Source organism: Streptomyces sp. NPDC028289 (assembly GCF_055565975.1).
Genome location: NZ_JBVHTI010000010.1, coordinates 363,936 through 388,044, shown reverse-complemented (window position 1 = coordinate 388,044; position 24,109 = coordinate 363,936). Strand labels below are relative to the sequence as shown.

Annotated in this window: 19 protein-coding genes and 2 pseudogenes; 8 read left to right on the top strand and 13 right to left on the bottom strand. The window is 70.4% G+C overall.

Translation table 11 applies throughout. The features are described from left to right. Positions 1-92: 92 nt before the first annotated feature. Genes ruvX through ACZ4UV_RS44215 form a run of 4 tightly spaced genes read right to left on the bottom strand, consistent with a single transcriptional unit; the run spans position 93 to position 4,044 of the window. Entirely contained in the window at positions 93-557 is a 465-nt protein-coding gene (gene ruvX / locus ACZ4UV_RS44230; protein ID WP_351487751.1) for a Holliday junction resolvase RuvX, read from the bottom strand. Positions 558-571: 14 nt separating this feature from the next. Next, positions 572-3,244, bottom strand: a complete 2,673-nt coding sequence (gene alaS, locus ACZ4UV_RS44225; RefSeq protein ID WP_451020281.1) for an alanine--tRNA ligase — start codon at positions 3,242-3,244, stop codon at positions 572-574. Then, positions 3,244-3,591 (bottom strand): hypothetical protein, encoded by a 348-nt coding sequence (locus tag ACZ4UV_RS44220; protein WP_293999699.1) that lies wholly within the window; start codon positions 3,589-3,591, stop codon positions 3,244-3,246. The genes alaS and ACZ4UV_RS44220 overlap by 1 nt, the downstream gene beginning before the upstream one ends. Positions 3,592-3,603: 12 nt before the next feature. Further along, entirely contained in the window at positions 3,604-4,044 is a 441-nt protein-coding gene (locus ACZ4UV_RS44215) for a DUF948 domain-containing protein (protein WP_089103241.1), read from the bottom strand. A 196-nt stretch (positions 4,045-4,240) separates the two neighbouring features. Here ACZ4UV_RS44215 and ACZ4UV_RS44210 point away from each other — a divergent pair. Together ACZ4UV_RS44210 and ACZ4UV_RS44205 are read left to right on the top strand one after the other, a co-directional pair. Beyond that, positions 4,241-5,185: pseudogene (locus ACZ4UV_RS44210) on the top strand (ATP-binding protein); the annotation flags it as partial. Between the two features lie 273 nt (positions 5,186-5,458). Further along, positions 5,459-6,411, top strand: a pseudogene (locus ACZ4UV_RS44205) (regulator); the annotation flags it as partial. 27 nt (positions 6,412-6,438) lie between these two features. Here ACZ4UV_RS44205 and rpsD read toward each other — a convergent pair. From rpsD to ACZ4UV_RS44190, 3 genes are all read right to left on the bottom strand, one after another. Beyond that, entirely contained in the window at positions 6,439-7,053 is a 615-nt protein-coding gene (gene rpsD / locus ACZ4UV_RS44200) for a 30S ribosomal protein S4 (protein WP_093505354.1), read from the bottom strand. 310 nt (positions 7,054-7,363) lie between these two features. Beyond that, positions 7,364-8,719, bottom strand: a complete 1,356-nt coding sequence (locus tag ACZ4UV_RS44195) for a replication-associated recombination protein A (RefSeq protein ID WP_467846197.1) — start codon at positions 8,717-8,719, stop codon at positions 7,364-7,366. Positions 8,720-8,778: 59 nt separating this feature from the next. After that, positions 8,779-9,435, bottom strand: a complete 657-nt coding sequence (locus ACZ4UV_RS44190; RefSeq protein WP_467846194.1) for a vitamin K epoxide reductase family protein — start codon at positions 9,433-9,435, stop codon at positions 8,779-8,781. 146 nt (positions 9,436-9,581) lie between these two features. Here ACZ4UV_RS44190 and ACZ4UV_RS44185 point away from each other — a divergent pair, with 146 nt between their 5' ends. Genes ACZ4UV_RS44185 through ACZ4UV_RS44170 form a run of 4 tightly spaced genes read left to right on the top strand, consistent with a single transcriptional unit; the run spans position 9,582 to position 13,103 of the window. Then, a complete protein-coding gene (locus ACZ4UV_RS44185; protein ID WP_467846190.1) occupies positions 9,582-10,448 on the top strand; it encodes an ABC transporter ATP-binding protein in 867 nt (288 codons plus the stop codon). Next, positions 10,445-11,290 carry an ABC transporter permease gene (locus tag ACZ4UV_RS44180; RefSeq protein ID WP_451022056.1) on the top strand — a complete coding sequence of 282 codons (846 nt, stop codon included), beginning with the start codon at positions 10,445-10,447 and terminating at the stop codon, positions 11,288-11,290. Before ACZ4UV_RS44185 ends, ACZ4UV_RS44180 begins: the two co-directional genes overlap by 4 nt. Then, a complete protein-coding gene (locus ACZ4UV_RS44175) occupies positions 11,287-12,483 on the top strand; it encodes a sensor histidine kinase (RefSeq protein WP_451022059.1) in 1,197 nt (398 codons plus the stop codon). Before ACZ4UV_RS44180 ends, ACZ4UV_RS44175 begins: the two co-directional genes overlap by 4 nt. Further along, positions 12,480-13,103 (top strand): response regulator transcription factor, encoded by a 624-nt coding sequence (locus tag ACZ4UV_RS44170; protein ID WP_351487734.1) that lies wholly within the window; start codon positions 12,480-12,482, stop codon positions 13,101-13,103. The genes ACZ4UV_RS44175 and ACZ4UV_RS44170 overlap by 4 nt, the downstream gene beginning before the upstream one ends. Positions 13,104-13,389: 286 nt before the next feature. Here ACZ4UV_RS44170 and hisS read toward each other — a convergent pair whose 3' ends face one another. Further along, positions 13,390-14,652, bottom strand: coding sequence for a histidine--tRNA ligase (gene hisS, locus ACZ4UV_RS44165; RefSeq protein ID WP_351487732.1), 1,263 nt, complete (start codon positions 14,650-14,652; stop codon positions 13,390-13,392). A 13-nt stretch (positions 14,653-14,665) separates the two neighbouring features. Then, positions 14,666-15,373, bottom strand: a complete 708-nt coding sequence (locus ACZ4UV_RS44160; RefSeq protein WP_467846182.1) for an MBL fold metallo-hydrolase — start codon at positions 15,371-15,373, stop codon at positions 14,666-14,668. Between the two features lie 178 nt (positions 15,374-15,551). On the opposite strand from ACZ4UV_RS44160, the gene ACZ4UV_RS44155 reads away from it, so the two are divergent. Both ACZ4UV_RS44155 and ACZ4UV_RS44150 read left to right on the top strand, forming a co-directional pair. After that, complete coding sequence (locus tag ACZ4UV_RS44155) at positions 15,552-16,376, top strand: peptidylprolyl isomerase (RefSeq protein ID WP_390048029.1); 825 nt, start codon at positions 15,552-15,554, stop codon at positions 16,374-16,376. Between the two features lie 135 nt (positions 16,377-16,511). Then, positions 16,512-17,741: a DUF349 domain-containing protein gene (locus tag ACZ4UV_RS44150; RefSeq protein ID WP_351487725.1), complete on the top strand. Its 1,230-nt coding sequence runs from the start codon at positions 16,512-16,514 to the stop codon at positions 17,739-17,741. A gap of 82 nt (positions 17,742-17,823) precedes the next feature. Here the strand turns inward: ACZ4UV_RS44150 and ACZ4UV_RS44145 are convergent, their stop codons facing one another. The 4 genes from ACZ4UV_RS44145 to secD form a co-directional block, all read right to left on the bottom strand. Further along, complete coding sequence (locus ACZ4UV_RS44145; RefSeq protein WP_451022650.1) at positions 17,824-20,352, bottom strand: RelA/SpoT family protein; 2,529 nt, start codon at positions 20,350-20,352, stop codon at positions 17,824-17,826. Positions 20,353-20,579: 227 nt separating this feature from the next. Beyond that, entirely contained in the window at positions 20,580-21,119 is a 540-nt protein-coding gene (locus tag ACZ4UV_RS44140; protein ID WP_388920413.1) for an adenine phosphoribosyltransferase, read from the bottom strand. Next, a complete protein-coding gene (gene secF, locus ACZ4UV_RS44135; protein WP_390048035.1) occupies positions 21,116-22,228 on the bottom strand; it encodes a protein translocase subunit SecF in 1,113 nt (370 codons plus the stop codon). The genes ACZ4UV_RS44140 and secF overlap by 4 nt, the downstream gene beginning before the upstream one ends. 3 nt (positions 22,229-22,231) lie before the next feature. Continuing rightward, entirely contained in the window at positions 22,232-24,037 is a 1,806-nt protein-coding gene (gene secD / locus ACZ4UV_RS44130; RefSeq protein ID WP_467846170.1) for a protein translocase subunit SecD, read from the bottom strand. Positions 24,038-24,109: the final 72 nt, after the last annotated feature.

The window sequence follows — 24,109 nt, the reverse complement described above, 5'->3', positions numbered from 1 at the left end:
CGCGGCTGGTGGGCCGACCGACCGTTCCGCCTCTTGCTGTGCGGTGGCTGTTCGAAAACCATCGCATCGCGCGGAACGTTACCGTATCGCGATCAGATGACTACTTCGACGCCCTCGCCGGGTGGTTTACCTGACACCCGTTCGGATTCCAGTGCCTGCTGAAGGATGATGACCGCCGCGGCCTGATCGATGACCGAGCGGCCTTTCTTGCTCTTCACTCCAGAAGCGCGCAGCCCCTGACTGGCCGTTACCGTCGTCATCCGCTCGTCGACCAGCCGGACCGGCACCGGCTGGATGCCCTTGGCGAGTTCCTGGACGAAGGCCCTGACCTTGACGGCGGCCGGGCCCTCGCCTCCCTTGAGGGAGCGCGGGAGACCGACGACGACCTCGACCGGTTCGTACTCCTCGACCAGCTGCCGCAGCCTGCGGTGGGCCGCCGGGATGTCCCGGCCGGGGACCGTCTCGACCGGGGTCGCGAGGATCCCGTCGGGGTCGCACGAGGCGACCCCGATCCGGGCGTCCCCGACGTCGATCGCGAGTCGACGTCCTCTGCGCATTTCCGACCGTTTCCTTACTTGGCGGTCTCGGTCACGAGGCGTTCGACGGCGTCGATGGCCTCGCCGACCGCGGCCGGGTTCTGGCCGCCGCCCTGGGCGACGTCCGGCTTGCCGCCACCGCCCCCGCCGAGGGTCTTGGCGGCGGTGCGGACCAGGTCACCGGCCTTGAGGCCGCGGTCACGGGCGGCGTCGTTGGTGGCGATGACCGTGAGCGGCTTGCCGTTGTTGACCGTGAACAGGGCCACGACCGCGGCCCGTCCGCCCTGGATGCGGCCGCGCACGTCGAGGACCAGCTTGCGCAGGTCGTCCGGGGTGGTGCCGTCCGGGACCTGCCCGGTGACGACGGCGATGCCGCGGACGTCCTTGGCGGACTCGACGAGACCGCCGGCGGCCTGCAGCACCTTCTCCGCGCGGAACTTCTCGATCTCCTTCTCGGCGTCCTTCAGCTTGCCGAGCATGGCGGAGACCTTCTCCGGGAGCTCCTCCGGACGGCCCTTGATCAGCTCCTGGAGCTGGGCGACGACCGTGTGCTCACGGGCGAGGAAGTTGTAGGCGTCGACGCCGACGAGGGCCTCGATACGGCGCACACCCGAGCCGATCGAGGACTCGCCGAGCAGCTTCACCAGGCCCAGCTGGGAGGTGTTGTGGACGTGCGTGCCGCCGCACAGCTCCTTGGAGAAGTCGCCGATGGTCACCACGCGGACCCGCTCGCCGTACTTCTCGCCGAACTCGGCGATGGCGCCCTGCTTCTTGGCCTCGTCGATGCCCATGATGTCGGCGCGCACGTCGAGGTCACGGGCGAGCACCTCGTTGATCTTCTGCTCGACGTCGGTCATCACGGCCGTCGGGACGGCGGACGGGGAGCCGAAGTCGAAGCGGAAGCGACCGGGCTGGTTCTCGGAACCGGCCTGGGCGGCCGTCGGGCCGAGGGCGTCGCGCAGCGCCTGGTGGGTGAGGTGGGTGGCCGAGTGGGCGCGGGCGATGGCGGTCCGGCGCCGGGAGTCGATCGAGGCGTGGGCCTTGGCTCCCACCGTCACCTCGCCGACCTGGACGACGCCCTTGTGGACGTAGACGCCCGGGACCGGCTTCTGGGTGTCGCGGATCTCGATGACGGCACCGGAGTCGACCTTGATCCGCCCGGTGTCGCCGATCTGGCCGCCGCCCTCGGCGTAGAACGGGGTGCGGTCCAGGACGATCTCGACCTCGTCACCCTCGCCGGCGGCCGGGGAGGAGACACCGTCGACGAGGATGCCGACGATCGTGGTCTCGCCCTCGGTGTCGGAGTAACCGATGAAGTCGGTCTCGCCGGTCTTGTCGGCGATCTCACGGTAGGCGCCGGCCCCGGCGTGCCCGGTCTTCTTGGCCTGGGCATCGGCCTTGGCGCGCTCCCGCTGCTCCTTCATCAGGCGGCGGAAGCCCTCCTCGTCCACCGAGAGGCCCTGCTCGGCGGCCATTTCGAGGGTGAGGTCGATCGGGAAGCCCCAGGTGTCGTGGAGCAGGAACGCCTTGTCGCCGGCCAGCACCGAGCCGCCGGACTCCTTGGTCTCGGTGACGGCGGTGTCGAGGATGTTCGTGCCGGCCTTCAGCGTCTTGAGGAAGGCGTTCTCCTCGGCGACGGCGACCTTCTCGATGCGCTCGCGGTCGGTGACCAGTTCGGGGTACTGCTGGCCCATCATCCGGATCACGGTGTCGATCAGGTCGAGAACGACCGGACCGGTGGCGCCGAGCAGGCGCATGTTGCGGATGGCGCGGCGCATGATGCGGCGCAGCACGTAGCCGCGGCCCTCGTTGCCGGGGGTGACGCCGTCGCCGATGAGCATCACGGAGGTGCGCATGTGGTCGGTGACCACGCGCAGCGAGACGTCCGAGGCGTGGGCCGCGCCGTAGTGGACCCCGGTCAGCTCGGTGGCCTTCTTGATGACGGCCATCGAGGTGTCGATCTCGTACATGTTCTGCACGCCCTGCAGAATCATGGCGAGACGCTCCAGGCCGAGGCCCGTGTCGATGTTCTTGCTGGGCAGCTCGCCGAGGATCTCGAAGTTGTCCTTGCCGATGCCCTCGCCGCGCTCGTACTGCATGAAGACGAGGTTCCAGATCTCCACGTACCGCTCGTCGTTGACGGCGGGGCCGCCCTCGACGCCGAACTCCGGGCCGCGGTCGTAGTTGATCTCGGAACACGGTCCGCACGGGCCGGGGACGCCCATGGACCAGTAGTTGTCCTTCATGCCGAGGCGCTGGATGCGCTCCTTGGGCACACCGATGACCTCGTGCCAGATGCGCTCGGCCTCGTCGTCGTCCTTGTAGACGGTGATCCACAGCCGGTCCGGCTCCAGGCCGTAACCACCCTTGTCCTGGGGCGTGGTGAGCAGCTCCCAGGCGTACTTGATGGCGCCTTCCTTGAAGTAGTCGCCGAAGGAGAAGTTGCCGCACATCTGGAAGAAGGTGCCGTGCCGGGTGGTCTTGCCGACCTCTTCGATGTCGGGGGTGCGCACGCACTTCTGCACGCTGGTGGCGCGCGCCCACGGCGGCTTGACCTCACCGAGGAAGTAGGGCTTGAAGGGCACCATGCCGGCGGGGACGAGGAGCAGAGTCGGGTCGTCCGCGATGAGCGACGCCGAAGGGACGACGGTGTGCCCGCGCTCCTCGTAGAAGCTCAGCCAGCGGCGGCGGATCTCAGCCGACTCCATCAGTGGTCCTCATTCCGGTTGTACGAGTACGTCGTCCTGTCATCGGCGTACTTCGGGTTGCTGCGGTTCTCGATGGCGGCGAGCCGCCGGGGCGCGGGGAGCTCGGGATTCGCGTTGATGCCCAGCGCGTCGCCCAGCTCTTCCTCCCGCTGGGCCATGTTGTCGCGGACGTCGAGCGCGAAGCCGACCGCCCGGTCCTTGATCCGGTGCCCGGTCTCCAGGGCCTTGTTCGCGGCGGTGGCGGCGAGGCTCTCGGGGGTCAGCTGCTTCAGTTTGCGGTTGACCTTGGTGGTGGCCCACACTCCGGCGGCGACACCGGTGGTGAACCAGAACGTACGGCGGAACATATGGCCTGGCTCCTACTTTCCCCGGTTCTTCCGACGTGCGGCGGGGACGGTCCGGCCCACGATCACCGTACGCCTGGGCTCCTTCACGGGCACGTCCGCCTTGCGGCCGGCCAGCGCCCGGCGCACGCCGTAGCCGAAGGCCGCGACCTTGACCAGCGGGCCGCCGAAGGTGGAAGCGACCGTGGTGGACAGTGCGGAGGCGTTGGACGTGACCTCCTGGACGTCGGAGGCGATCGCGTCGACCCGGTCGATCTGGGTCTGCGCGGAGCGTACGGCCGCGGAGGCGTCGGCGAGCAGCGGGACGGCCTGGTCGGTCACGTCCGCCACGAGCTTGGTGGTCGCCTTGAGCGTCTGGGCCAGCCTCACGAGAGCCACCGCGAGGAAGGAGACCAGGATCGCCCAGAAGACGGCCACCAGGATCCCGGCCACCTCTCCACCGGACACCGCGCGCACCCGCTCCCTGTCTCGTACCTGGACCACGTGGATCGACCACCGCGTGGATCAACTACAACGTGGATCTACCTCGAAAAGTCTGCACCGAGCCTATCGCGCCGGGGCTCGGGGTCCGTACCGGATTACCACGCGCGGAAGGTGGAGTTGCGGGAGGCGATTGTACGGACCGAACACGCTTAAGTACGCTCCGTGTCCCATGCGAGGTCCTCAGCGCCCCGGCCCTTCGGCGGACGGCAATCTGCCCCTGGAACTGACCGCCTTCGTGGGCCGCTCGGCCGAACTCGGCGAGCTGTCCAGGGCCCTGGAGTCCGGCCGGCTGGTGACGGTGACCGGGGCCGGCGGGGTGGGCAAGTCCCGGCTGGCGGCCCGGGCGGCGGCGGGCGCGGCGCCCCGGGACGGGGTGTGGCGGGTGGAGCCGGCTCCGGTGCGCGATCCGGAGTTCGTGGACTACGCGGTCGTGGAGGCGCTCGGGCTGACCGACCACACCACCCGGCTACCCCGCGAGACGCTCCTCGAGCAGCTGGCCGGCCGCCGGATCCTGCTGCTGCTCGACGGGGTCGAGCACCTGGTCGACGCGTGTGCGGAGCTGGTGGCCGGGCTGCTGCGGCGGCTGCCGGACCTGGCCGTGCTGGCGGTGGGCCGGCGGCCGCTCGGGGTGGCGGGCGAGCTGCTGTTCCCGCTGGGGCCGCTCGGCGAGGACGAGGCGGTGGAGCTGTTCGCCGAGCAAGCCGGGCGGCAGGGGCTTCAGGTGCGGGACTGCGCGGAGGTGCGGGAGGTGTGCCGACGCCTGGACGGGATCCCGCTGGCGGTCGAGCTGGCGGCGGGGCGGCTGCGGGCGCTGTCGCCGGGGCAGTTGCTGGAGCGGCTCGACGACCGGTTCCGGCTGCTCACCGGCGGCGGCCAGGACGCGCTCCCCCGCCACCGGACGCTGCGCACCGCGATCGGCTGGAGCCACGAACTGTGCACGCCCGCCGAGCGGTTGCTGTGGGCCCGGCTGTCGGTGTTCGCGGGGGCCTTCGACCTGGAGGCCGCCGAGTACGTGTGCAGCGGGGACGGGCTGGCGGCCGAGGAGGTCCTGGACGTGCTGGCGGAGCTGCTCGCCCAGTCCGTGGTCTCCCGCGAGGGAACCCCGACGGGCGTGCACTGCCGAACACGTGCCCAGTGCCCCACCCTTCAGGGTGGAGGTGTAGGGCATTCCGCCCGTAGCGGTCCGGAGGGACGCAGCGGCATGGCTGAGATCGCCTTGTCCGACAACGGAGTTGTGGGACCTACCGCCGGACGGGCGGGAAGTCAGGCCTGCGGAGGCCGTGTAAGACCGACCTTCACCGGTCGGCGGTGGCCTGTGAAACAGGAACCCATGGTGGTACCGCGTAGCGGTACGGACCGGAATCTCGTGCCCTTGGGCAGGAGAGGGCGTCAACGGATGCTCGACACCGTGCGGGCGTACGGCGCCGACCGGCTGGCGGCGACGGGGGACGCGGGGCGGCTGCGGCGCCAGCACCGGGACTGGCTCATTGGGCTGGCGACCTGGGGCAACCTGAAGTGGACGCGGTGGCCGCCCTTGCGGCGCTCCAGGAGTGTCGTGCGGAGGCCGAGCTGGCCGGCGACCCGGCCGCGGTGGCGTACGCGGAGCACCGGACCGGCTGTCTGGCACTGGTCACGGACGACATGGCGCGCGCGGAGACGCTGCTGCGCTCGGCCCTCGGCCGCTACCAGGCGATCGGCGAGCTCAACAGCAATGTCCTGATGGGGCAGGTCGAGCTGGCGATGACCAGGGCGTTTAGCGGCGATCTGGCGGACGCGGTACGGCTGTGCGAGGACGTGCGCCGGGTGTGCGAGGACCACGGCGAGCGCTGGGCCCGCTCGTACGCGCTGTACGTGCTGGCGTACGCGGCCTGGCAGGACGGCGAGCACGCGGCGGCCCGGGAGCTGCTGACCGACTGTCTGGGCCACGCCCACGGTTTCCGTGACCTGCTCGGCTCGGTTCTGTCGATCGAGCTCCTCGCCCTGGTGACGGTGGCGCAGGGCGACCCCGCGGAGGCGGCGGTCCTGCAGGGCGCGGCCGGGCGGATGTGGCCGTCGGTGGGACTGCCGCTGTTCGGCTCGGCCCACTACAACGCCCCGCACGAACTGTGCGAGACGACGGCCCGGCGGGCGCTGGGCGAGGAACGGTACGCGGAGTGCGTACGGCAGGGGGCCGGGCTGGACCGGGAGGCGGCGGTGGCCCGGGCGCTGGGGTACTTCGGGGTACGGCCGCTGGACGCGCTGCCCGCGTCGCGCGGGCCGGTACCGCAGCGGCAGGACGGCACCGACATGCGGAAGCCCGCCGCCTCGCCCACCCGGAAGGGCGGGGAGACGGCGGGCTGACGCTGAGGTGCTACACCCGGCCGGTGATCAGCGGGCGTAGTACTCGACGACGAGCTGCTCGTCGCAGATGACCGGAACTTCCTTGCGGTTCGGCTCGCGGTCCAGGCGGAACGCCAGGGCCTTGAGGTTCACCTGCAGGTAGCGGGGGGTCTCGCCGTCGGGGGCGAAGCCGCCCTCACGGGCGATCTGGAAGAGCGTCTTGTCCTTGGAGCGGTCGCGGACCTGCACGACGTCGTCCGGACGGACCCGGAAGGACGGCTTGTCGGTCTTCTGGCCGTTGACCTGGATGTGGCCGTGGACGACCATCTGGCGGGCCTGGTAGATCGTGCGGGCGATGCCCGAACGCAGGACCAGCGCGTCGAGGCGGCGCTCGAGCTCGACGATCAGGGCCTCACCGGTCTTGCCCTGCACCTTGGAGGCACGCTCGTAGGCGCGGACCAGCTGACGCTCGGAGATGTCGTACTGCGCGCGCAGACGCTGCTTCTCCAGCAGACGGACCTTGTAGTCCGAGTTCTGCTTGCGGCCGCGGCCGTGCTCACCCGGCGGGTAGGGGCGGGCCTCGAAGTACTTGACGGCCTTCGGGGTCAGCGCGATGCCGAGGGCACGCGACTTCTTGACCTTGGGGCGGGACTGGTTCGCCACTGTCTCTTTCTTCCTTCTGATATTCGGCTTGTCAGGGTTGAGGGAGGTCGCAATCCGCAGCCGGGGAAACCCGCCGGATCCCGTTGCCGGGTCTGGTGGGCAGCCGCTCCCCTGGTCTGGGCACATACGTGCAGCACGCGAGTGGCCCACCGACCGGTCCCGTCGTCTTTGACCCGACGGATGGTGGTGGGCTGCCCGCGACACCGTTCGACGGTGCGCGACGCTCCTGGATCCCCCTGCCGGGGGTTCCGGCCGACTGTCCCGCTCTGACTGCGCGGGACTCGGCGCTTCGGGGAAGTCTACAGGCTGCTCAGGACCGCCTGCGACCGAGGTGCTTCCTGGTCCACTCGACCGCGTCGGCGTACCGCGCCTCGGAGCCGTGCCGGGTCGGGGTGTAGTACTCCCGGTCCCTGACCGTGTCCGGGGCGTACTGCTGCTCGGCGATGCCCTCGGGCAGGTCGTGCGGGTAGACGTAGCCCTGCGCGTGCCCCAGCTTGGCGGCGCCCTTGTAGTGCCCGTCGCGCAGGTGCGGGGGCACCTGGCCGGCCAGGCCCTTGCGGACGTCCTCCAGGGCGGCGCCGATCGCGGTGGTCGCGGAGTTGGACTTGGGGGCCAGGGCGAGGGCGATGGTGGCGTGGCTGAGGGTGAGGGCGGCCTCGGGGAAGCCGATCATGGCGACGGCCTGGGCGGCGGCCACGGCTATCGGGAGGGCGTTCGGGTCGGCGAGACCGATGTCCTCGCTCGCCGAGATCATCAGGCGGCGGGCGATGAAGCGGGGGTCCTCGCCGGCCTCGATCATGCGGGCCAGGTAGTGCAGGGCCGCGTCGACGTCCGACCCCCTGATGGACTTGATCAGGGCACTGGCGACGTCGTAGTGCTGGTCGCCGTCGCGGTCGTACTTCACCGCGGCCCGGTCGACGACCTCCTCCAGGGTGCCCAGGCCGATCTCCGTCTCGCCCTTGTCGATGGCGGCCCCGGCGGCGGCCTCCAGGGCGGTCAGGGCGCGGCGGGCGTCGCCGCCGGCGATGCGCAGCAGGTGCTCCTCGGTGTCCCCGGGGAGGGCGACGGCCTCCTTCAGGCCCCGCTCGTCGGTGAGGGCCCGCCGCAGCAGGCCGCGGACGTCGTCGTCGGTGAGCGGTTCGAGGGTGAGGAGCAGGGAGCGGGACAGGAGGGGGGAGATCACCGAGAAGTACGGGTTCTCGGTGGTCGCGGCGATCAGGGTGACCCAGCGGTTCTCGACGGCCGGGAGCAGGGAGTCCTGCTGGGCCTTGCTGAAGCGGTGGATCTCGTCCAGGAAGAGGACGGTCTCCTTGCCGTAGCCCCCGGTGGCGCGGCGGGCGCCGTCGATGACCGCGCGGACCTCCTTGACGCCGGCGGTGATCGCGGACAGCTCCACGAACCGCTTGTCGGTCGCCTTGGAGACGACGTACGCCAGGGTGGTCTTACCGGTGCCGGGCGGCCCCCAGAGGATCACGGAAGACGGTCCGGCCGGGCCGCCGGAACCCGCGCCGACCAGTCTGCGCAGCGGGGATCCCGGCTTGAGCAGGTGCTGCTGGCCCACCACCTCGTCGAGGGTACGCGGGCGCATCCGCACCGCCAGGGGGCTCCCGGTCGGGTCCTTCTCCTGGCGTTCTTCTGCGGCGGCGGTGAACAGGTCGGGTTCCACGCTGAAACCCTAAGTCACGGCACCGACAATCCCGCCGGGGCCGTCGGTGGCCCCGGTCGTCAGCTGGTCCAGAAGTCCCACCAGCGGGTCAGGATCAGCATGCCGATGATGCCGATGTGCAGGACCGGCAGCACCCAGGTGAACTCGCCGAAGAACGACTTCAGCCAGTTCGGGGTCGGCAGGAAGCCCTTGCGGATGTTGAAGGAGGTCACGTACCAGAACATGGTGATCGTGGCGACCCAGGCCAGCGAGCACCACAGGCACAGCGCGTTGATCCGGTACAGGGACTGGAACTGCAGCCAGGTGCAGAAGCCCACGCCGAAGAGCGTGCCGAAGTTGAAGGTCAGCCAGTACCAGCGCGGGAAGCGGGCGCGGGCCAGCAGGCTCATGCCCACGCAGATGACGATGCCGTAGCAGACCAGGCCGAGCATCGGGTTCGGGAAGCCGAAGGCGGCGGCCTGCTTGGACTCCATGACGCTGCCGCAGGAGACCACCGGGTTGAGGCTGCACCCGGGGGTGAACGTCTTGCCCTCGACCTTGGCTTCCAGCAGCTTGAACTTGTCGATCGTGATGACCCACGCGGCCAGCAGTCCCGCGGCGCCGGTGATGATCAGCAGCAGCGCGAAGGCGCGACTGCCGCCCTCCGTGCGCGGTGCCGCGGAAGCGTTCTCGGGCTCGGGCTCGGTGGAGACGTCCTTGACTGTCGTCTTGCTCATCACGCCGATTCCGTCTGTTTGAGAGTTGGAACTTCTTCGGGCAGGGGCCATTGTGCCGCACGAGGCGCCCTGTCCACCGTTCGGTGGACATAAGGAAGTACGCACGGTCGTCCCGGATCGCTCGGTTCCGGTCGATGCTCGGAGCCATGACAGCACAGGGACACGAACTCGCGGTGGACGTCCGCGGGCTGCACAAGCGGTACGGCGACGTGACCGCGGTGGACGGCATCGACCTGGGCATCCGGCGGGGCGAGGTGTTCGGCCTGCTCGGACCCAACGGAGCGGGCAAGAGCACGACGGTGGAGATCCTCCAGGGCAACCGGAGCCGGGACGCCGGCGAGGTGTCGGTGCTGGGCGCGGACCCGGCGACGGGCACGCGCGCGTGGCGGTCCCGGGTGGGCATCGTCTGGCAGGACGAATCGGCACCCGCCGAGTTGACGGTCCGCGAGACGGTACGGCACTTCGCGCACTACCACCCGAGGCCGCGCGACCCGGAGCTGGTGATCGGCCTGGTGGGCCTCGAGGCCAAGGCCGACAGCCGGATCAAGGCCCTCTCGGGCGGCCAGCGCCGCCGCCTGGACGTGGCGCTCGGCGTGATCGGCGACCCGGAGCTCCTGCTGCTCGACGAGCCGACGACCGGTTTCGACCCGGCGGCCCGGCGGCAGTTCTGGGACCTGATCCGGTTGCTCGCGGACGAGGGCACGACGATCCTGCTCACCACCCACTACCTGGAGGAGGCCGAGGCGCTCGCGAACCGGCTGGCGATCGTCGCCGGGGGCCGGGTGGTCGCCGAGGGCGAGCCGCAGGCGCTGCGGGACCGCTTCGGCACCGGTGCCACCGTCGAGTGGACCGAGCCCGACGGCACCGCGCGCGCGGAGCACACCGAGACCCCGACCAGGAAGGTCGCCGAGCTGATGCGCCGCTTCGACGGCGAGATACCCGGGCTGCGGGTGAGCCGCCCCACCCTGGAGGAGGTCTACCTCCGCCTGACCGGACAGGAGGTCGCGCGATGACCACGACCACCACGGTGTCCGTACGGGCCCGCGGCGACGCCCGCCTGCCGGGCGCCTGGGCCCTGGGCGTGCGCCGGGGCGCCCTGGAGATCAGGCAGTTCTTCCGCCAGCGCGACCAGGTGGTCTTCACCTTCGCCTTCCCGGTCGTCTTCCTCTTCCTGTTCGCGTCGATCTTCCACGACGACGTCCGGGGCAGCGGCGTCACGGCCTCCCAGCTCTACGTGCCCGCCATGATGGCCTCCGGGATCATGTCCACCAGCTTCCAGTCGCTGGGCATCTCGATCGCGGTCGAACGCGACGAGAAGGTGCTGCGCCGGCTGCGCGGGACGCCGATGCCGCCGTCGGTGTACTTCCTGGGCAAGATCTGGCTGGTTCTCTTCACGGGCGTGCTGGAGACCGCGATCCTCCTCGCCGTCGGCACGACGCTCTACGACGTCTCGCTCCCGTCGGACGCCGGGCGCTGGCTGGACTTCGCGTGGATCTTCGTGCTGGGCCTGACCGGGTGCGCGCTGCTCGGCATCGCGATCAGCTCGGTGCCGAAGTCGGCGAAGAGCGCCAGCTCCGTGGTCGTACTCCCCTTCCTGGTCCTGCAGTTCATCTCCGGCGTGTACATCTCGGTCGACACGATCCCCGGCTGGATGCTGGACATCGGTGCCCTGTTCCCGCTGAAGTGGCTGTGCCAGGGGCTGCGCGGGGTGTTCCTGCCCGACTCGGCGAAGGTCCTGGAGCAGGCGGGCGACTGGGAGTTCGGGCGGATCGCCCTGGTGCTGGCCGCCTGGTGCGTCGGAGGATTGGTGCTGTGTCTGCTGACCTTCCGGTGGAAGAACCGGCGCGACGGATGACCGGCCGGGGCACGGCGCGCGGCGCCCACGCCTGGGACCGCACGATCCGGCTGTGGGACGTGTACTTCGCGGTCGCGTGGGCGGCGACCCTGGCCTTCGTGCTCGGCGCGGAGTTCCCGGGGTGGCCGGTCCGGCTCGTCGCGGCGCTGCTGCTGGTGCCGTTGGTGCCCTGGTACCTGATGGTCGGGCGGGCGCTGATCCAGCTGGAGCAGCCGGCCGAGCGACTGACGACGCCTTACCTGGCCGGCGCGATGGTGCTGTTCCTGCCGTCGGCGGTGCTGGTCGGCGAGACCCGGCTGATGGCGTTCGCGCTGATCCCCCAGTGCTTCATGACCCTGCGCCGGCGCAGGGCGCTGATCGCCGTCACCGTGATCAACCTGGCGCCGGTGGCGGGCTGGGCGCTGCTGTGGCGGCCGGACGCGACGGCCCTGTTCGGCAACCTCCTCTTCTCCACGGTGACGTTGGTGTTCTCCGTCGTGATCGGCAGCTGGATCATCCGGATCATCGAGCAGAGCGAGGAACGGGCCGAGTTGATCGCGGAGCTGGACGCCAGCCGGCACGAGGTCTCCCGGCTCTCGGCGGCGCACGGCGCGCTCGCGGAGCGGGAGCGGATGGCACGCGAGATCCACGACACCCTCGCCCAGGGGTTCACCAGCCTGCTGATGCTGGTCCAGGCGGTCGAGGCGGAACTGGACCACGACCTGCCGCAGGCCCGCCGCCACCTGGCCCTGATGGACGAGACGGCCCGGCAGAACCTCGCCGAGGCCCGTGCGCTGGTCGCCGGCGGCACACCCGCCGACCTGGACGGCGCCTCGCTGCCGGACGCACTGCGCCGGCTGGTGGACCGGCACGGGGCGGCGGGCCTGGACGTGACCGGCCCGGTACGGCCGCTGCCCGCCGGCGCCGAGGTGGTCGCGCTCCGCTCCTGCCAGGAGGCCCTGACCAACACCCGTAAGCACGCGGGCAGTCCGGTCTCGGTCGGCATCCGGCTCTGCTACGACGCCGACAGCCTCACCGTGGCCGTCCACGACGACGGCCGCGGCTTCGACCCGGCGGCCGTGTGCTCCGGCTACGGACTGGCGGGGCTGCGGGCCCGGGCGGCCGAGGCGGGCGGGACGGCGACCGTGCGGAGCGCGCCGGGGGCCGGTACGACGGTGACGGTACGACTGCCCGTGGGAGGTGGTCCGCGGTGATCCGGATCGTGCTCGCCGACGACCATCCCGTCGTCCGCGAGGGGCTGCGTGCGATGCTCAGCGCCGAGCCGGACCTGGAGGTGGTGGCCGACGCGTCCGACGGGCCGCGGGCGGAGGCGCTGGCGGCGGAACTCCGCCCCGACATCGTGCTGATGGATCTGCGCATGCCGGGCGGCGGTGGCGTCGACTCGATCGTGCGCATGGCCGAGGCGGGACTGCCGTGCCGGGTGGTCGTGCTGACGACCTACGAGAACGACCGGGACATTCTCCGGGCGGTCGAGGCAGGCGCGGCGGGCTACCTGCTGAAGGACCTGCCCCGGGGCGAACTGGCCGACGCGGTACGGGCCGCTGCCCGGGGCGAGACCGTACTGGCCCCGTCGGTGGCGGCGAGGCTCGTGGACCAGCTCCGGGTCCGGCCGCAGCGACCGAGGTTGTCGGAGCGTGAGGTGGCGGTACTGCGCCTGGTCGCCGACGGCTGCACGAACGCGGAGATCGGCCGACGGCTCTTCATCGGCGAGTCGACGGTGAAGACCCACCTGCTGCGGGCCTTCGCCAAGCTGGGCGTGGACGACCGCACGGCTGCGGTCACGGGCGCGATGCGGCTGGGCCTGCTGGACTGATCTTCTGCCCACCCACCCACCCACCCGACTCGGCCAGTTGAGAAAAGCCCCCACATCTCCCCACAACCACCGGCCCCGTTCCCCCTCCCCCGCTTCCCGACCCGCTTCTTCGCGCGGTGCGCGCCCTCCGCTTCGCTGCTTGCCTCGCGGTTCGGTTCGTTGCGCGGGCGGCCGAGGCGGGTGGTGGATGGGCGGGGAGGTCGGGGTCGAAGGGGCGGAGTCCCTGGGGATGGGACGGGCAGGGGCGGCGGGGGCGATGTACGTCCCCGCCGCCCCGGTCCACCGGTCAGCCCAGGCGGGATTCCAGTTCCGCCACGATCTCGTTCACGCCCACCGCCGACTGCTCGCCGGACTCCATGTCCTTGAGCTGGACGACGCCCTCGGCGAGGTCTCGCTCGCCGGCGACGATCGTGTAGCGGGCGCCACTGCGGTTGGCGTTCTTCATGGCGCCCTTGAGTCCCTTGGCGCCGTAGGAGAAGTCCGCCGCGATGCCCACCCGGCGCAGCTCCGTGACCTTCGCGAAGAGCACGCGACGCGCCTCCTCGCCGAGCGGTACCGCGAAGACGCTGGTGGCGGACGGGATGTCGAGTTCGACACCCTCGGCCTCCAGCGCCAGCACCGTGCGGTCGACGCCCAGGGCCCAGCCGACGGACGGCAGCGCGGGGCCGCCGATCATCTCGGACAGGCCGTCGTAGCGGCCGCCGCCGCCCACCGCGGACTGGGAGCCCAGACCGTCGTGGACGAACTCGAAGGTGGTGCGGGTGTAGTAGTCCAGGCCGCGGACCAGCTTCGGGTCGTCCTCGAAGGCGACGCCCGCCGCCGTGATCAGCTCGCGGACCTCCTCGTGGTACGCCTTGCAGGCGTCGCACAGGTAGTCACGGAGGAGAGGCGCGTCGCCCAGCTGCTTCTGGACCGACTCCCGCTTGTCGTCCAGCACGCGGAGGGGGTTGATCTCGGCCCGGCGCAGGGTGTCCTCGTCGAGGTCCAGGCCGCGCAGGAAGTCCTGGAGGGCCGCGCGGTAGACCGGGCGGCACTCCTTGTCGCCCAGGCTGTTCAGCAGGATGCGGAAGTCGCGCAGCCCCAGCGAGCGGTACGCCTGGTCGGCCAGGATGATCAGCTCGGCGTCCAGGGCGGGGTCCTCGGCACCGATCGCCTCGGCACCGACCTGGGAGAAGTGGCGGTAACGGCCCTTCTGCGGGCGCTCGTAGCGGTAGTACGAGCCGGAGTACCAGAGCTTGACGGGGAGGTTGCCGGTCTTGTGGAGGTTGGCCTCCAGGGCGGCGCGCAGCACGGAGGCCGTGCCCTCGGGGCGCAACGCCAGCTTGTCGCCGCCCTTCGTCTCGAACGCGTACATCTCCTTCGTGACGATGTCGGTGGACTCACCGACACCGCGCGCGAAGAGCTCGACGTTCTCGAAGCCCGGGGTCTCGATGTAGCCGTAGCCGGAGTTGCGCAGCGGCGCGGCGATCGCCTCGCGGACGGCGAGGTACTTGGCGGAGTCCGGCGGGATCAGGTCGTAGGTGCCCTTGGGGGCCTGGAAGGTGCTCACGGAAGGTCTCTCGTCACATTCCTCGTCGGGGAGCGTCCTGCGCTCCCTGGCCGGCGGCCACCTGCCGCAAATAGGCGTTGGTGGCGCGCTCCTGGCCGATGGTCGTCTGGGGGCCGTGGCCGGACAGCACCACGGTGGAGTCGTCGAGCGGCAGGCACACGCGGGCCAGCGAGGCCAGCATGTCGTCCATGGAGCCGCCCGGCAGGTCCGTGCGTCCGATGGAGCCGGCGAAGAGCAGATCGCCCGAGAAGAAGACCGACGGGATGTCGGCCGTCTCCGGCATCTGGAAGGTCACCGACCCCCTGGTATGGCCCGGCGCGTGCGCGACGGAGAGTTCGAGTCCGACCAGCTCCAGCTTCGCGCCGTCGGTCAGTTCGAAGACGTCGTCCGGCTCTCCCACCGTCAGCTCGCCCATCAGCGGCATGCCGATGGACCGGCCGAGCGCCTTCTCGGGGTCGCTCATCATGTACCGGTCCTCGGGGTGGATCCAGGCCGGTACGTCGTGCGCTCCGCAGACGGGGACGACCGAGGCCACGTGGTCGATGTGGCCGTGGGTGAGGACGACGGCGACGGGCTTGAGCCGATGCTTCTTCAGTGCTTCCTCGACGCCTTCGGCGGCCTGGTGGCCGGGGTCGATGATCACGCACTCCGCACCGGCGGCGGGGGCGACGAGATAACAGTTCGTCCCCCAGGCCCCGGCGGGGAACCCGGCAATGAGCACGATCGTCCTTCGTTGTGTCGGTTCGGGTGGCTGCAAGCTGTGGTCCAGAGCCTACCGGCGCTGCCGTTTCCTCAGCGAACCCATATACGGTACGGGGCTACACGCAGCAGTCGGCTCACACAGCGCACAGGACGCACGCGTACCGGTCGACACACGACACGCATGAGGAGAGAACCCGGTGGTCAGCCAGGAGCAGCGGCGGCGTCAGCTCGCCCGGGAGAAGTTCTTGCGGCAGCAGCAGCGGCGTACCAGCGCACGACGCAAGACGCGCATGCGCAACTCGGTGATCGCGTCGGTGCTCGGCGTGGTCGTGATCGTGGGTGTCACGCTGTACACGACCGGCGCGCTGAAGGGCAACGACGACAAGGCGAACGCCAGCTCGGAGACGACTCCCAGCGCCTCCGCCTCGCCCAGCAAGGCACCCGACCCGTGTGAGAAGGCCGCGGCCGGCTCGGTGAAGAAGCTGAGCTGGAAGAAGGAGCCGGCGATGACGATCGACACGTCGGCGAAGTACACGATGACGCTGTCGACGACCTGCGGCGACATCGGCATCGCGCTGAAGACGTCGGCGGCCCCGCACACGGTCAACTCGTTCGACTTCCTCGCGTCGAAGGGCTACTTCGACCACACCAAGTGCCACCGGCTCACCACCAACGGCATCTACGTGCTGCAGTGCGGCGACCCGACGGGTACCGGAAGCGGCGGTCCCGGGTACACGATCCCTGACGAGAACCTGAAGGACACGAGCCTGAAGGGCGGTGTCTATCCGGCGGGTACGGTCGCGATGGCCAACACGGGCCAGAAGCACACCGGTGGCAGCCAGTTCTTCCTGGTCTACCAGGACAGCCAGTTGCCGGCCAGCTACACCCCGTTCGGCACGGTCGACGCCGCCGGCCTGAAGATCCTCAAGAAGATCGCCGCCGCGGGTGAGAACACGGGACAGGGTGACGGAGCCCCGAACGCGACGGTCGTGATCAACAAGGCCACGGTCACGAAATCCTGACCACGAACTGCGAAATTTCGGTCGCGCGGGATGCGGACAGGCAACCCGCCGGTCGCCTATGTTGGCCGTGACGAAACTGTGGACGATGCCCGGGGGCGCTGAGGCCCCTCGCGGGCATCATGTGGAGGAGGCGCTGTGAGCAGCGACCCGTGGGGCCGCGTCGACGAGACGGGGACCGTGTACGTGCGTACGGCCGACGGCGAGCAGGTCGTCGGGTCCTGGCAGGCCGGCTCCCCCGAGGAGGCGTTGGCCTACTTCGAGCGCAAGTACGAGGGCCTGGTTGTCGAGATCGGCCTCCTCGAAAAGCGAGTACAGACCACCGACCTGTCCGCGAAGGACGCCCAGGTCGCCATCGACCACCTGCGCGAGCAGGTGGAGGCGCACCACGCGGTCGGTGACCTGGAGGCACTGCGCACCCGGCTGGGCGAGCTGGTGAAGACCGTCGACTCGCGCCGCGAGGAGCGCCGGGCGCAGCGTGCCAAGCAGTCCGACGAGGCCCGTCAGGCCAAGGAGGACCTGGTCGTCGAGGCGGAGCAGCTGGCGCAGTCCGACCAGTGGCGGGCGGCCGGTGAGCGGCTGCGGTCCCTGGTGGACACCTGGAAGGGCCTGCCGCGTCTCGACCGCAAGTCGGACGACGAGCTGTGGCACCGCTTCTCGCACGCCCGGTCGGCGTTCTCCAAGCGCCGCAAGGCGCACTTCGCGCAGCTCGACGCCCAGCGCGAGGACGCCCGCAAGGCCAAGGAGAAGCTGGTCGCCGAGGCGGAGTCGCTGTCCGACTCGACGGACTGGGGTCCGACGGCCGCGCGCTACCGCGAGCTGATGGCCGAGTGGAAGGCCGCCGGCCGCGCCCAGCGCGAGCACGAGGACGACCTGTGGAACCGCTTCCGCGGCGCCCAGGACGTGTTCTTCGCGGCGCGCGGATCCGCCTTCGCGGAGCGGGACGCGGAGCAGACGGAGAACCTGAAGCTGAAGGAGGAGCTGGCCGCCGAGGCCGAGAAGCTCCTGCCGATCACGGACCTGAAGTCCGCGCGGTCCGCCTTCCGCTCGATCAACGAGCGGTGGGAGGCCATCGGCCACGTGCCGCGCGACGCGCGTCCGAAGGTCGAGGGCCGGATGCACACGGTCGACCGGGCCATCCAGGAGGCCGAGGAGGCCGAGTGGCGCCGGACCAACCCGGAGGCACGCGCGCGTGCCGCGGGCCTGACCGGCCAGCTGCAGGCCGCCGTGGACAAGCTGCGGACGCAGATCGAGCAGGCCCGCGCCCAGGGCAACACGTCGAAGGCGGAGAAGCTGGAGCGTGAGCTGGAGGGCCGCCAGGCGCTCCTGGACCAGGCTCTGAAGGGCCTCCAGGAGTTCGGCGGCTGACCTGCGGCCCACCCCAGAGGGCGGTTCTACGAGGGGCCCCGTACACGGCGTACGGGGCCCCTCGTCGTATCTCTGTCCGCCGCTACGACCGGCTGCGCGCCGAGGTGACCCGGTAGACGTCGTACACGCCCTCCACGCCCCGTACGGCCTTCAGGACGTGGCCCAGGTGCTTGGGGTCGCCCATCTCGAAGGTGAAGCGGGAGGTGGCCACCCGGTCGCGGGAGGTCTGGACGGCCGCGGAGAGGATGTTGACGTGCTGGTCGGACAGGACGCGGGTGACGTCCGAGAGGAGCCGGGACCGGTCCAGGGCCTCGACCTGGATGGCGACCAGGAAGACCGAGGACTGGGTGGGCGCCCACTCGACGTCGAGGATGCGCTCCGGCTCGCGGGACAGTGACTCGACGTTGACGCAGTCGCTGCGGTGCACCGAGACCCCGCTGCCGCGCGTGACGAAGCCGATGATCGGGTCGCCGGGCACGGGGGTGCAGCAGCGGGCCAGCTTGACCCAGACGTCGTCGACGCCCTTCACGACCACACCGGGGTCCTGGCTGCTGCGCCGCTTGCTGCGGCGGCCGCGGGTCGGCGGTACCGCCTCGTCGATCTCCTCGGTGGCCGCCTCCTCGCCGCCGAGCGCCTGCACCAGCTTCTGCACGACGTTCTGCGCGGCGACATGGCCCTCGCCGATCGCCGCGTACAGCGAGGAGATGTCCGGGTAGCGCATCTCGTGCGCCAGCGTGACCAGCGAGTCGCCGGTGAGGATGCGCTGGATCGGCAGGTTCTGCTTGCGCATCGCGCGGACGATGGCGTCCTTGCCCTGCTCGATCGCCTCGTCCCGGCGCTCCTTGGAGAACCAGCCGCGGATCTTGTTGCGGGCACGCGGGGACTTGACGAAGCCGAGCCAGTCGCGGGAAGGTCCGGCGCCGGTCGCCTTGGAGGTGAAGACCTCGACCAGGTCGCCGTTGTCCAGCGTCGATTCGAGGGGGACGAGGCGGCCGTTGACCCTGGCCCCTATCGTGCGGTGGCCGACCTCGGTGTGGACCGCGTACGCGAAGTCGACCGGGGTGGCCCCGGCCGGGAGCGCTATGACGTCGCCCTTGGGCGTGAAGACGAAGACCTCGTTGCGGGACAGGTCGAAGCGCAGGGACTCCAGGAACTCGCTGGGGTCCTCGGTCTCCTTCTGCCAGTCCAGCAACTGCCGCAGCCAGGCCATGTCGTTGAGGTGGTCGTCCTTGCCCTTGCCGGACGACTTCGGCACATCGGTGCGGACCTTGGAGGCGCCGGCCACGGCCTCCTGCTTGTACTTCCAGTGCGCGGCGATGCCGTACTCGGCACGGCGGTGCATGTCGAACGTGCGGATCTGGAGTTCGACCGGCTTGCCGTTGGGACCGATGACCGTCGTGTGCAGCGACTGGTACATGTTGAACTTGGGCATCGCGATGTAGTCCTTGAAGCGCCCCGGAACCGGGTTCCAGCGCGCGTGGACGGTGCCCAGGGCCGCGTAGCAGTCGCGCACGGTGTCCACCAGGACGCGGATGCCCACCAGGTCGTAGATCTCCGCGAAGTCCCGGCCGCGGACGATCATCTTCTGGTAGACGCTGTAGTAGTGCTTCGGCCGGCCGGTGACGGTCGCCTTGATCCGGGCGGCCCGCAGGTCGGCCTGGACCTCGTCGGTCACTATCGCGAGGTACTCGTCCCGCTTGGGCGCCCGCTCGGCGACCAGCCGGACGATTTCGTCGTACATCTTGGGGTAGAGGATCGCGAACGCGAGGTCCTCCAGCTCCCACTTGATGGTGTTCATGCCCAGCCGGTGGGCGAGCGGCGCGTAGATCTCCAGGGTCTCGCGCGCCTTCTTCTCCTGCTTCTCGCGCTTGAGGTAGCGCATGGTGCGCATGTTGTGCAGGCGGTCGGCGAGCTTGATGACCAGGACGCGCGGGTCCTTGGCCATGGCGACGACCATTTTGCGCACGGTCTCGGCCTGCGCGGCCTCGCCGAACTTGACCTTGTCCAGCTTGGTCACGCCGTCGACGAGCAGCGCGACGACGTCGCCGAAGTCGCGGCGCAGGTCCTCCAGGCCGTACTCGGTGTCCTCGACGGTGTCGTGCAGCAGGCCCGCCATCAGGGTCGCCGGGTCCATGCCCAGCTCGGCGAGGATGGTGGTCACCGCGAGCGGGTGCGTGATGTACGGGTCACCGCTCTTGCGCTTCTGGCCGCGGTGCCAGCGCTCGGCGACCTGGTAGGCGCGTTCGATCTGGCGGAGTGTGGCGTTCTCGATCTTGGGGTCGTTGCTGCGGACTATGCGCAGCAGCGGTTCCAGGACCGGGTTGTACGGGTTCGCGCGCTGCACGCCCAGGCGGGCGAGGCGGGCCCGGACGCGGTTGGAGGAGCCGGAGCGTGCGGGCTGGCCGCTGTTGGGGCGGGTCGCGGGGCGTTCGGGCGGGGCCGGCTTGGGGCGCGAGGTCTCGGCCGACTTCTCGACCGGCGAGGACTGGGCGTGCTCGACCGGCCCGCGGGTGTCGTTCTTCGTCTGCGACACGTTCGGCGCGGGCTTGGCCGCGGGCGCCGAGCCGGGCTCGGGCTTGGCGGCTGTCAGTGGCTGGGCCTCGTCTGGCAAGAGGGCTCCTCGTGCGCGATCCGGGTCCCCCGGTCAGGCTCCGGAGTGCCCATGGTAGCGATCCTGGGCCGTGTCATCGCCTGCAGGCCGGACAGAGGACCGTATACGGGAGAAACACCGGAGGCTGCCGTGGGATTCCACGGGGGTGTCCTGCGGGTTGCCCCGGGCCCCGCGGAACGCGAACGGCCGCCCCCGAGGGGACGGCCGTTCCGTCGGTCGTACGACGCTCAGACCTGGAGAAGAGCCTCCAGCGGCGCTCCCCGCAGGGCCGGCTCCAGGCGGCCGCGGCCGCCCAGGAAGCCCAGCTCCATCAGGACCGCGACGCCCGCGACCTCGGCGCCGGCGCGGTGGATCAGCTGGATCGCGGCCTCGGCGGTGCCGCCGGTGGCGAGCACGTCGTCGACGATCAGGATCCGGTCGTCCGACCCGAGGTCCTCGGCGTGCACCTCGATCTCGGCCGAGCCGTACTCCAGCTCGTAGGCCTGGCGGAGGGTGGCTCCGGGGAGCTTGCCCGCCTTGCGGACCGGGATGAAGCCGAGACCGGCGCGGACGGCGACCGGGGCGCCCAGGATGAAGCCCCGGGCCTCCAGACCGACGACCTTGGTGGCGCCGGTGCGCTCGGCGATCTCCGCGAGGGCGTCGGTGAGCGCGGTGAACGCGGCGGGGTCCGCCAGGAGCGGGGTGATGTCCTTGAACATCACCCCCTGCTCCGGGTAGTCCTCGACGTCCCGGATACGGCTGAGCAGCAGCTCCTTGATGTCGGTCACCGGCGCTTCCCCGACGGGCGGCCGCGGCCGCCCCGGTTGCGGGACGCGGGCTGGTTGCGCGGGCCGACGACGGCCGGAGCGGCGTCCTCGGGTCCCTCGTCGGAGCCGCCCACCCGGGCGCCGGCCATCTCCTCCTCGGCCGCGGCCTGGGCGCGCTTGGCGAGGACGCGCTTCTTCAGGGCCTTCATCTGCGGCTCGGCCTCCTTGAGGTCGGCGACGAGCGGCGTGGCGATGAAGATCGACGAGTAGGCACCGGCGGCGAGACCGACGAACAGCGACAGCGAGATGTCGTTCAGCGTGCCCGCGCCGAGGAAGCCGCCGCCGATGAACAGCAGGCCCGCGACCGGCAGCAGCGCGACGACCGTGGTGTTGATCGAACGGACCAGGGTGCCGTTGATCGAGTGGTTGGCGATGTCGCTGTAGGTGAAGCGGGTCTGCTTGGTGATGTCCTTCGTCTGCTCCTTGAGGCTGTCGAAGACGACGACCGTGTCGTAGAGCGAGTAACCGAGGATCGTCAGCAGACCGATGACCGTACCGGGCGTGACCTCGAAGCCGACCAGGGCGTAGATACCGGTCGTGATGGTGATGTCGTGGATCAGCGCGACCAGGGCCGCGAGCGCCATCCGCCACTCGAAGGCGATCGCCAGGTAGACCACCACGAGGACCATGAAGATGCCGAGGCCCTCCCAGGCCTTGTTGGCGATCTCGTCACCCCAGCTGGGGCCGACCAGGTCGGAGTTGATGGACTCGGGGTCCACCTTCATGTCCGTGGCCAGCTTGGCCTTGGTCGCGTCCGACTTCTCGGTGTCCATGCCGGCGATCTGGATGCGCAGACCGCCCGTGCCGAGCTTCTGCACGACCGCGTCGTGGCCGGAGGCCTCCTTCGCGTAGGTCTCCGCCTGGGACACCGAGACGCTGGTCTTGGAGGTGGTGAAGACGGCGCCGCCCTGGAAGTCGATGCCCATGTTCAGGCCGCGCACCGCCAGGCCGACGATGGCCGTGATGGTGATCAGGATGGAGATGCCGTACCAGATCTTGCGCTTGCCGACGAAGTCGTAGCTGATCTCGCCGCGGTGGAGTCGGGCGCCGAGGTTGCCGAGTTTCGACATCGCTCACGCTTCCTTCGGGTCGACAGGGCCGGCGACGGGGCCGGCGGGACGGCGGGTGCGGCGCAGCGGGGCCTTGGCGCCCAGGCCCTTCGGGTCGAGCCCGGACCACTTGTGGCCGCTCGCGAAGAACTTACGCCGGGCGACGATCGTCATCAGCGGCTTGGTGAAGAAGAAGACGACGACCACGTCGAGCACGGTGGTCAGACCGAGGGTGAACGCGAAGCCCTGGACCTTGCCGACGGTCACGATGAACAGCACGGCGGCGGCCAGGAACGACACGAAGTCGGAGACCAGGATGGTGCGCCGGGCGCGCGGCCAGGCCCGCTCGACGGCGGGGCGCAGCGTGCGGCCCTCGCGGATCTCGTCCCGGATGCGTTCGAAGAACACGATGAACGAGTCCGCCGTGATGCCGATCGCGACGATCGCACCGCAGACGGCGGGCAGGTTCAGCGCGAAGTGGATCGTCGGGCCGAGCAGCGACATGATCGTGTAGGTCAGGATCGCGGACACCAGCAGCGAGGGGATCGCGATCAGCGACAGGCCGCGGTAGAAGGCCACCAGGTAGATGATGACCAGCGCGAGGCCGATGGCACCGGCCAGCAGGCCGGCGTGCAGCTGCTGACCGCCGAGGGCGGCGGTGACGGTGGTGACGCTCTCCGTCCTGAAGGAGAGCGGGAGCGCGCCGTACGACAGCACGTTGGCGAGGCTCTGGGCCTCTTGCTGGGTGAAGCTGCCGGAGATCTCCGCCGAGCCGCCGGTGATGGACTGGCTCACGGTCGGGCTGGAGACGACCTCGCCGTCGAGGACGATGCCGAACTCGTTCGTCGGCTGGGAGGTGTTCTTGGCGAGCTCGCCGGTGACGTCCGCGAACTTCTTGGATCCGCTGCCGGTGAAGGTCATCTGGACCTGCCAGCCGGCGGCGCCCTGCGTGTCGAAGACGGCCTGGGCCTTCTTGACGTCGGTGCCGTCGACGCGGGCCGGGCCGAGCACGTACTTGTACCAGGCGTCGCCGATCTTGCCGCAGGCCACGGTGGTGTCGGTCGGCTTGGCACTCTTGCCGGCGGTGGCGCGCTGCGCGGCCTTGGTGCAGTCCAGCGCGGTGTACTCGGCCTCCAGCTTCGAGGCCGCGGCGGAGGCGCTGGCAGAGGCGCTCGCGTCGGCCGAGGAGGTGGCGGAGGGGCTCGCCGACGAGGAGGCGGACGCCGAGGACGACGGCGTGGAGCCGGCCTTCAGGGCGTCGGTGACCGCGCGGCCCTGCGAGGTGGCCGAGGAGGACGGCGAGGCGGACGACCCGGTCGCCTTCTGGGACGTCGACGCACTGCTCGACGGGGAGGCGCTAGGGGAGGCGGTGGAGCTGCCGCTGGCGGACGCGCTCGGGGAGGCGCTCGACGCTGCGGCGCCGCTGGCCTCCTGGGCCAGGACCGGGCGGAAGTACAGCTTCGCGGTGGTGCCGACCTGCTGGCGGGCCTCTGCGGAGTTCGTGCCCTTGGGGATGTTGACGATGATGTTGCTGGTGCCCTGGGTCTGGACCTCCGCTTCGGACACGCCCAGACCGTTGACACGGCGGTTCATGATCTCGACCGCGGTGTTCATGTTGGTCTTGTTGATCGCGTTGGGCTGGCCCGGCTCGTTCCTCGCCTGCAGCGTGATGCTCGTACCACCGGCCAGGTCGATACCGAGACGCGGAGTGGTGTTTCCGGAGGCGAACATTCCGCCGGTGAGCGCCACGATGGCGATCAGGATGAGGGCCAGCGAGCGCCCTGGCTTGCTCTGGGCGCTCGCGCTCCGGCCCCTCTTAGGTGCTGCCACCTTCTCGTACTCCCTCTCGGGCCGCCGCGCGCCTGGTCGGTGCGGTCGGCCATGACATGGTGTCGGGATCCC

What these genes read in the sequence shown, in the direction of transcription:
- ruvX (WP_351487751.1), bottom strand. Translation starts at nt 557, where the DNA reads ATGCGCAGAGGACGTCGACTCGCGATCGACGTCGGGGACGCCCGGATC.
- alaS (WP_451020281.1), bottom strand. Translation starts at nt 3,244, where the DNA reads ATGGAGTCGGCTGAGATCCGCCGCCGCTGGCTGAGCTTCTACGAGGAG.
- ACZ4UV_RS44220 (WP_293999699.1), bottom strand. Translation starts at nt 3,591, where the DNA reads ATGTTCCGCCGTACGTTCTGGTTCACCACCGGTGTCGCCGCCGGAGTG.
- ACZ4UV_RS44190 (WP_467846194.1), bottom strand. Translation starts at nt 9,435, where the DNA reads ATGAGCAAGACGACAGTCAAGGACGTCTCCACCGAGCCCGAGCCCGAG.
- ACZ4UV_RS44185 (WP_467846190.1), top strand. Translation starts at nt 9,582, where the DNA reads ATGACAGCACAGGGACACGAACTCGCGGTGGACGTCCGCGGGCTGCAC.
- ACZ4UV_RS44180 (WP_451022056.1), top strand. Translation starts at nt 10,445, where the DNA reads ATGACCACGACCACCACGGTGTCCGTACGGGCCCGCGGCGACGCCCGC.
- ACZ4UV_RS44175 (WP_451022059.1), top strand. Translation starts at nt 11,287, where the DNA reads ATGACCGGCCGGGGCACGGCGCGCGGCGCCCACGCCTGGGACCGCACG.
- secF (WP_390048035.1), bottom strand. Translation starts at nt 22,228, where the DNA reads ATGTCGAAACTCGGCAACCTCGGCGCCCGACTCCACCGCGGCGAGATC.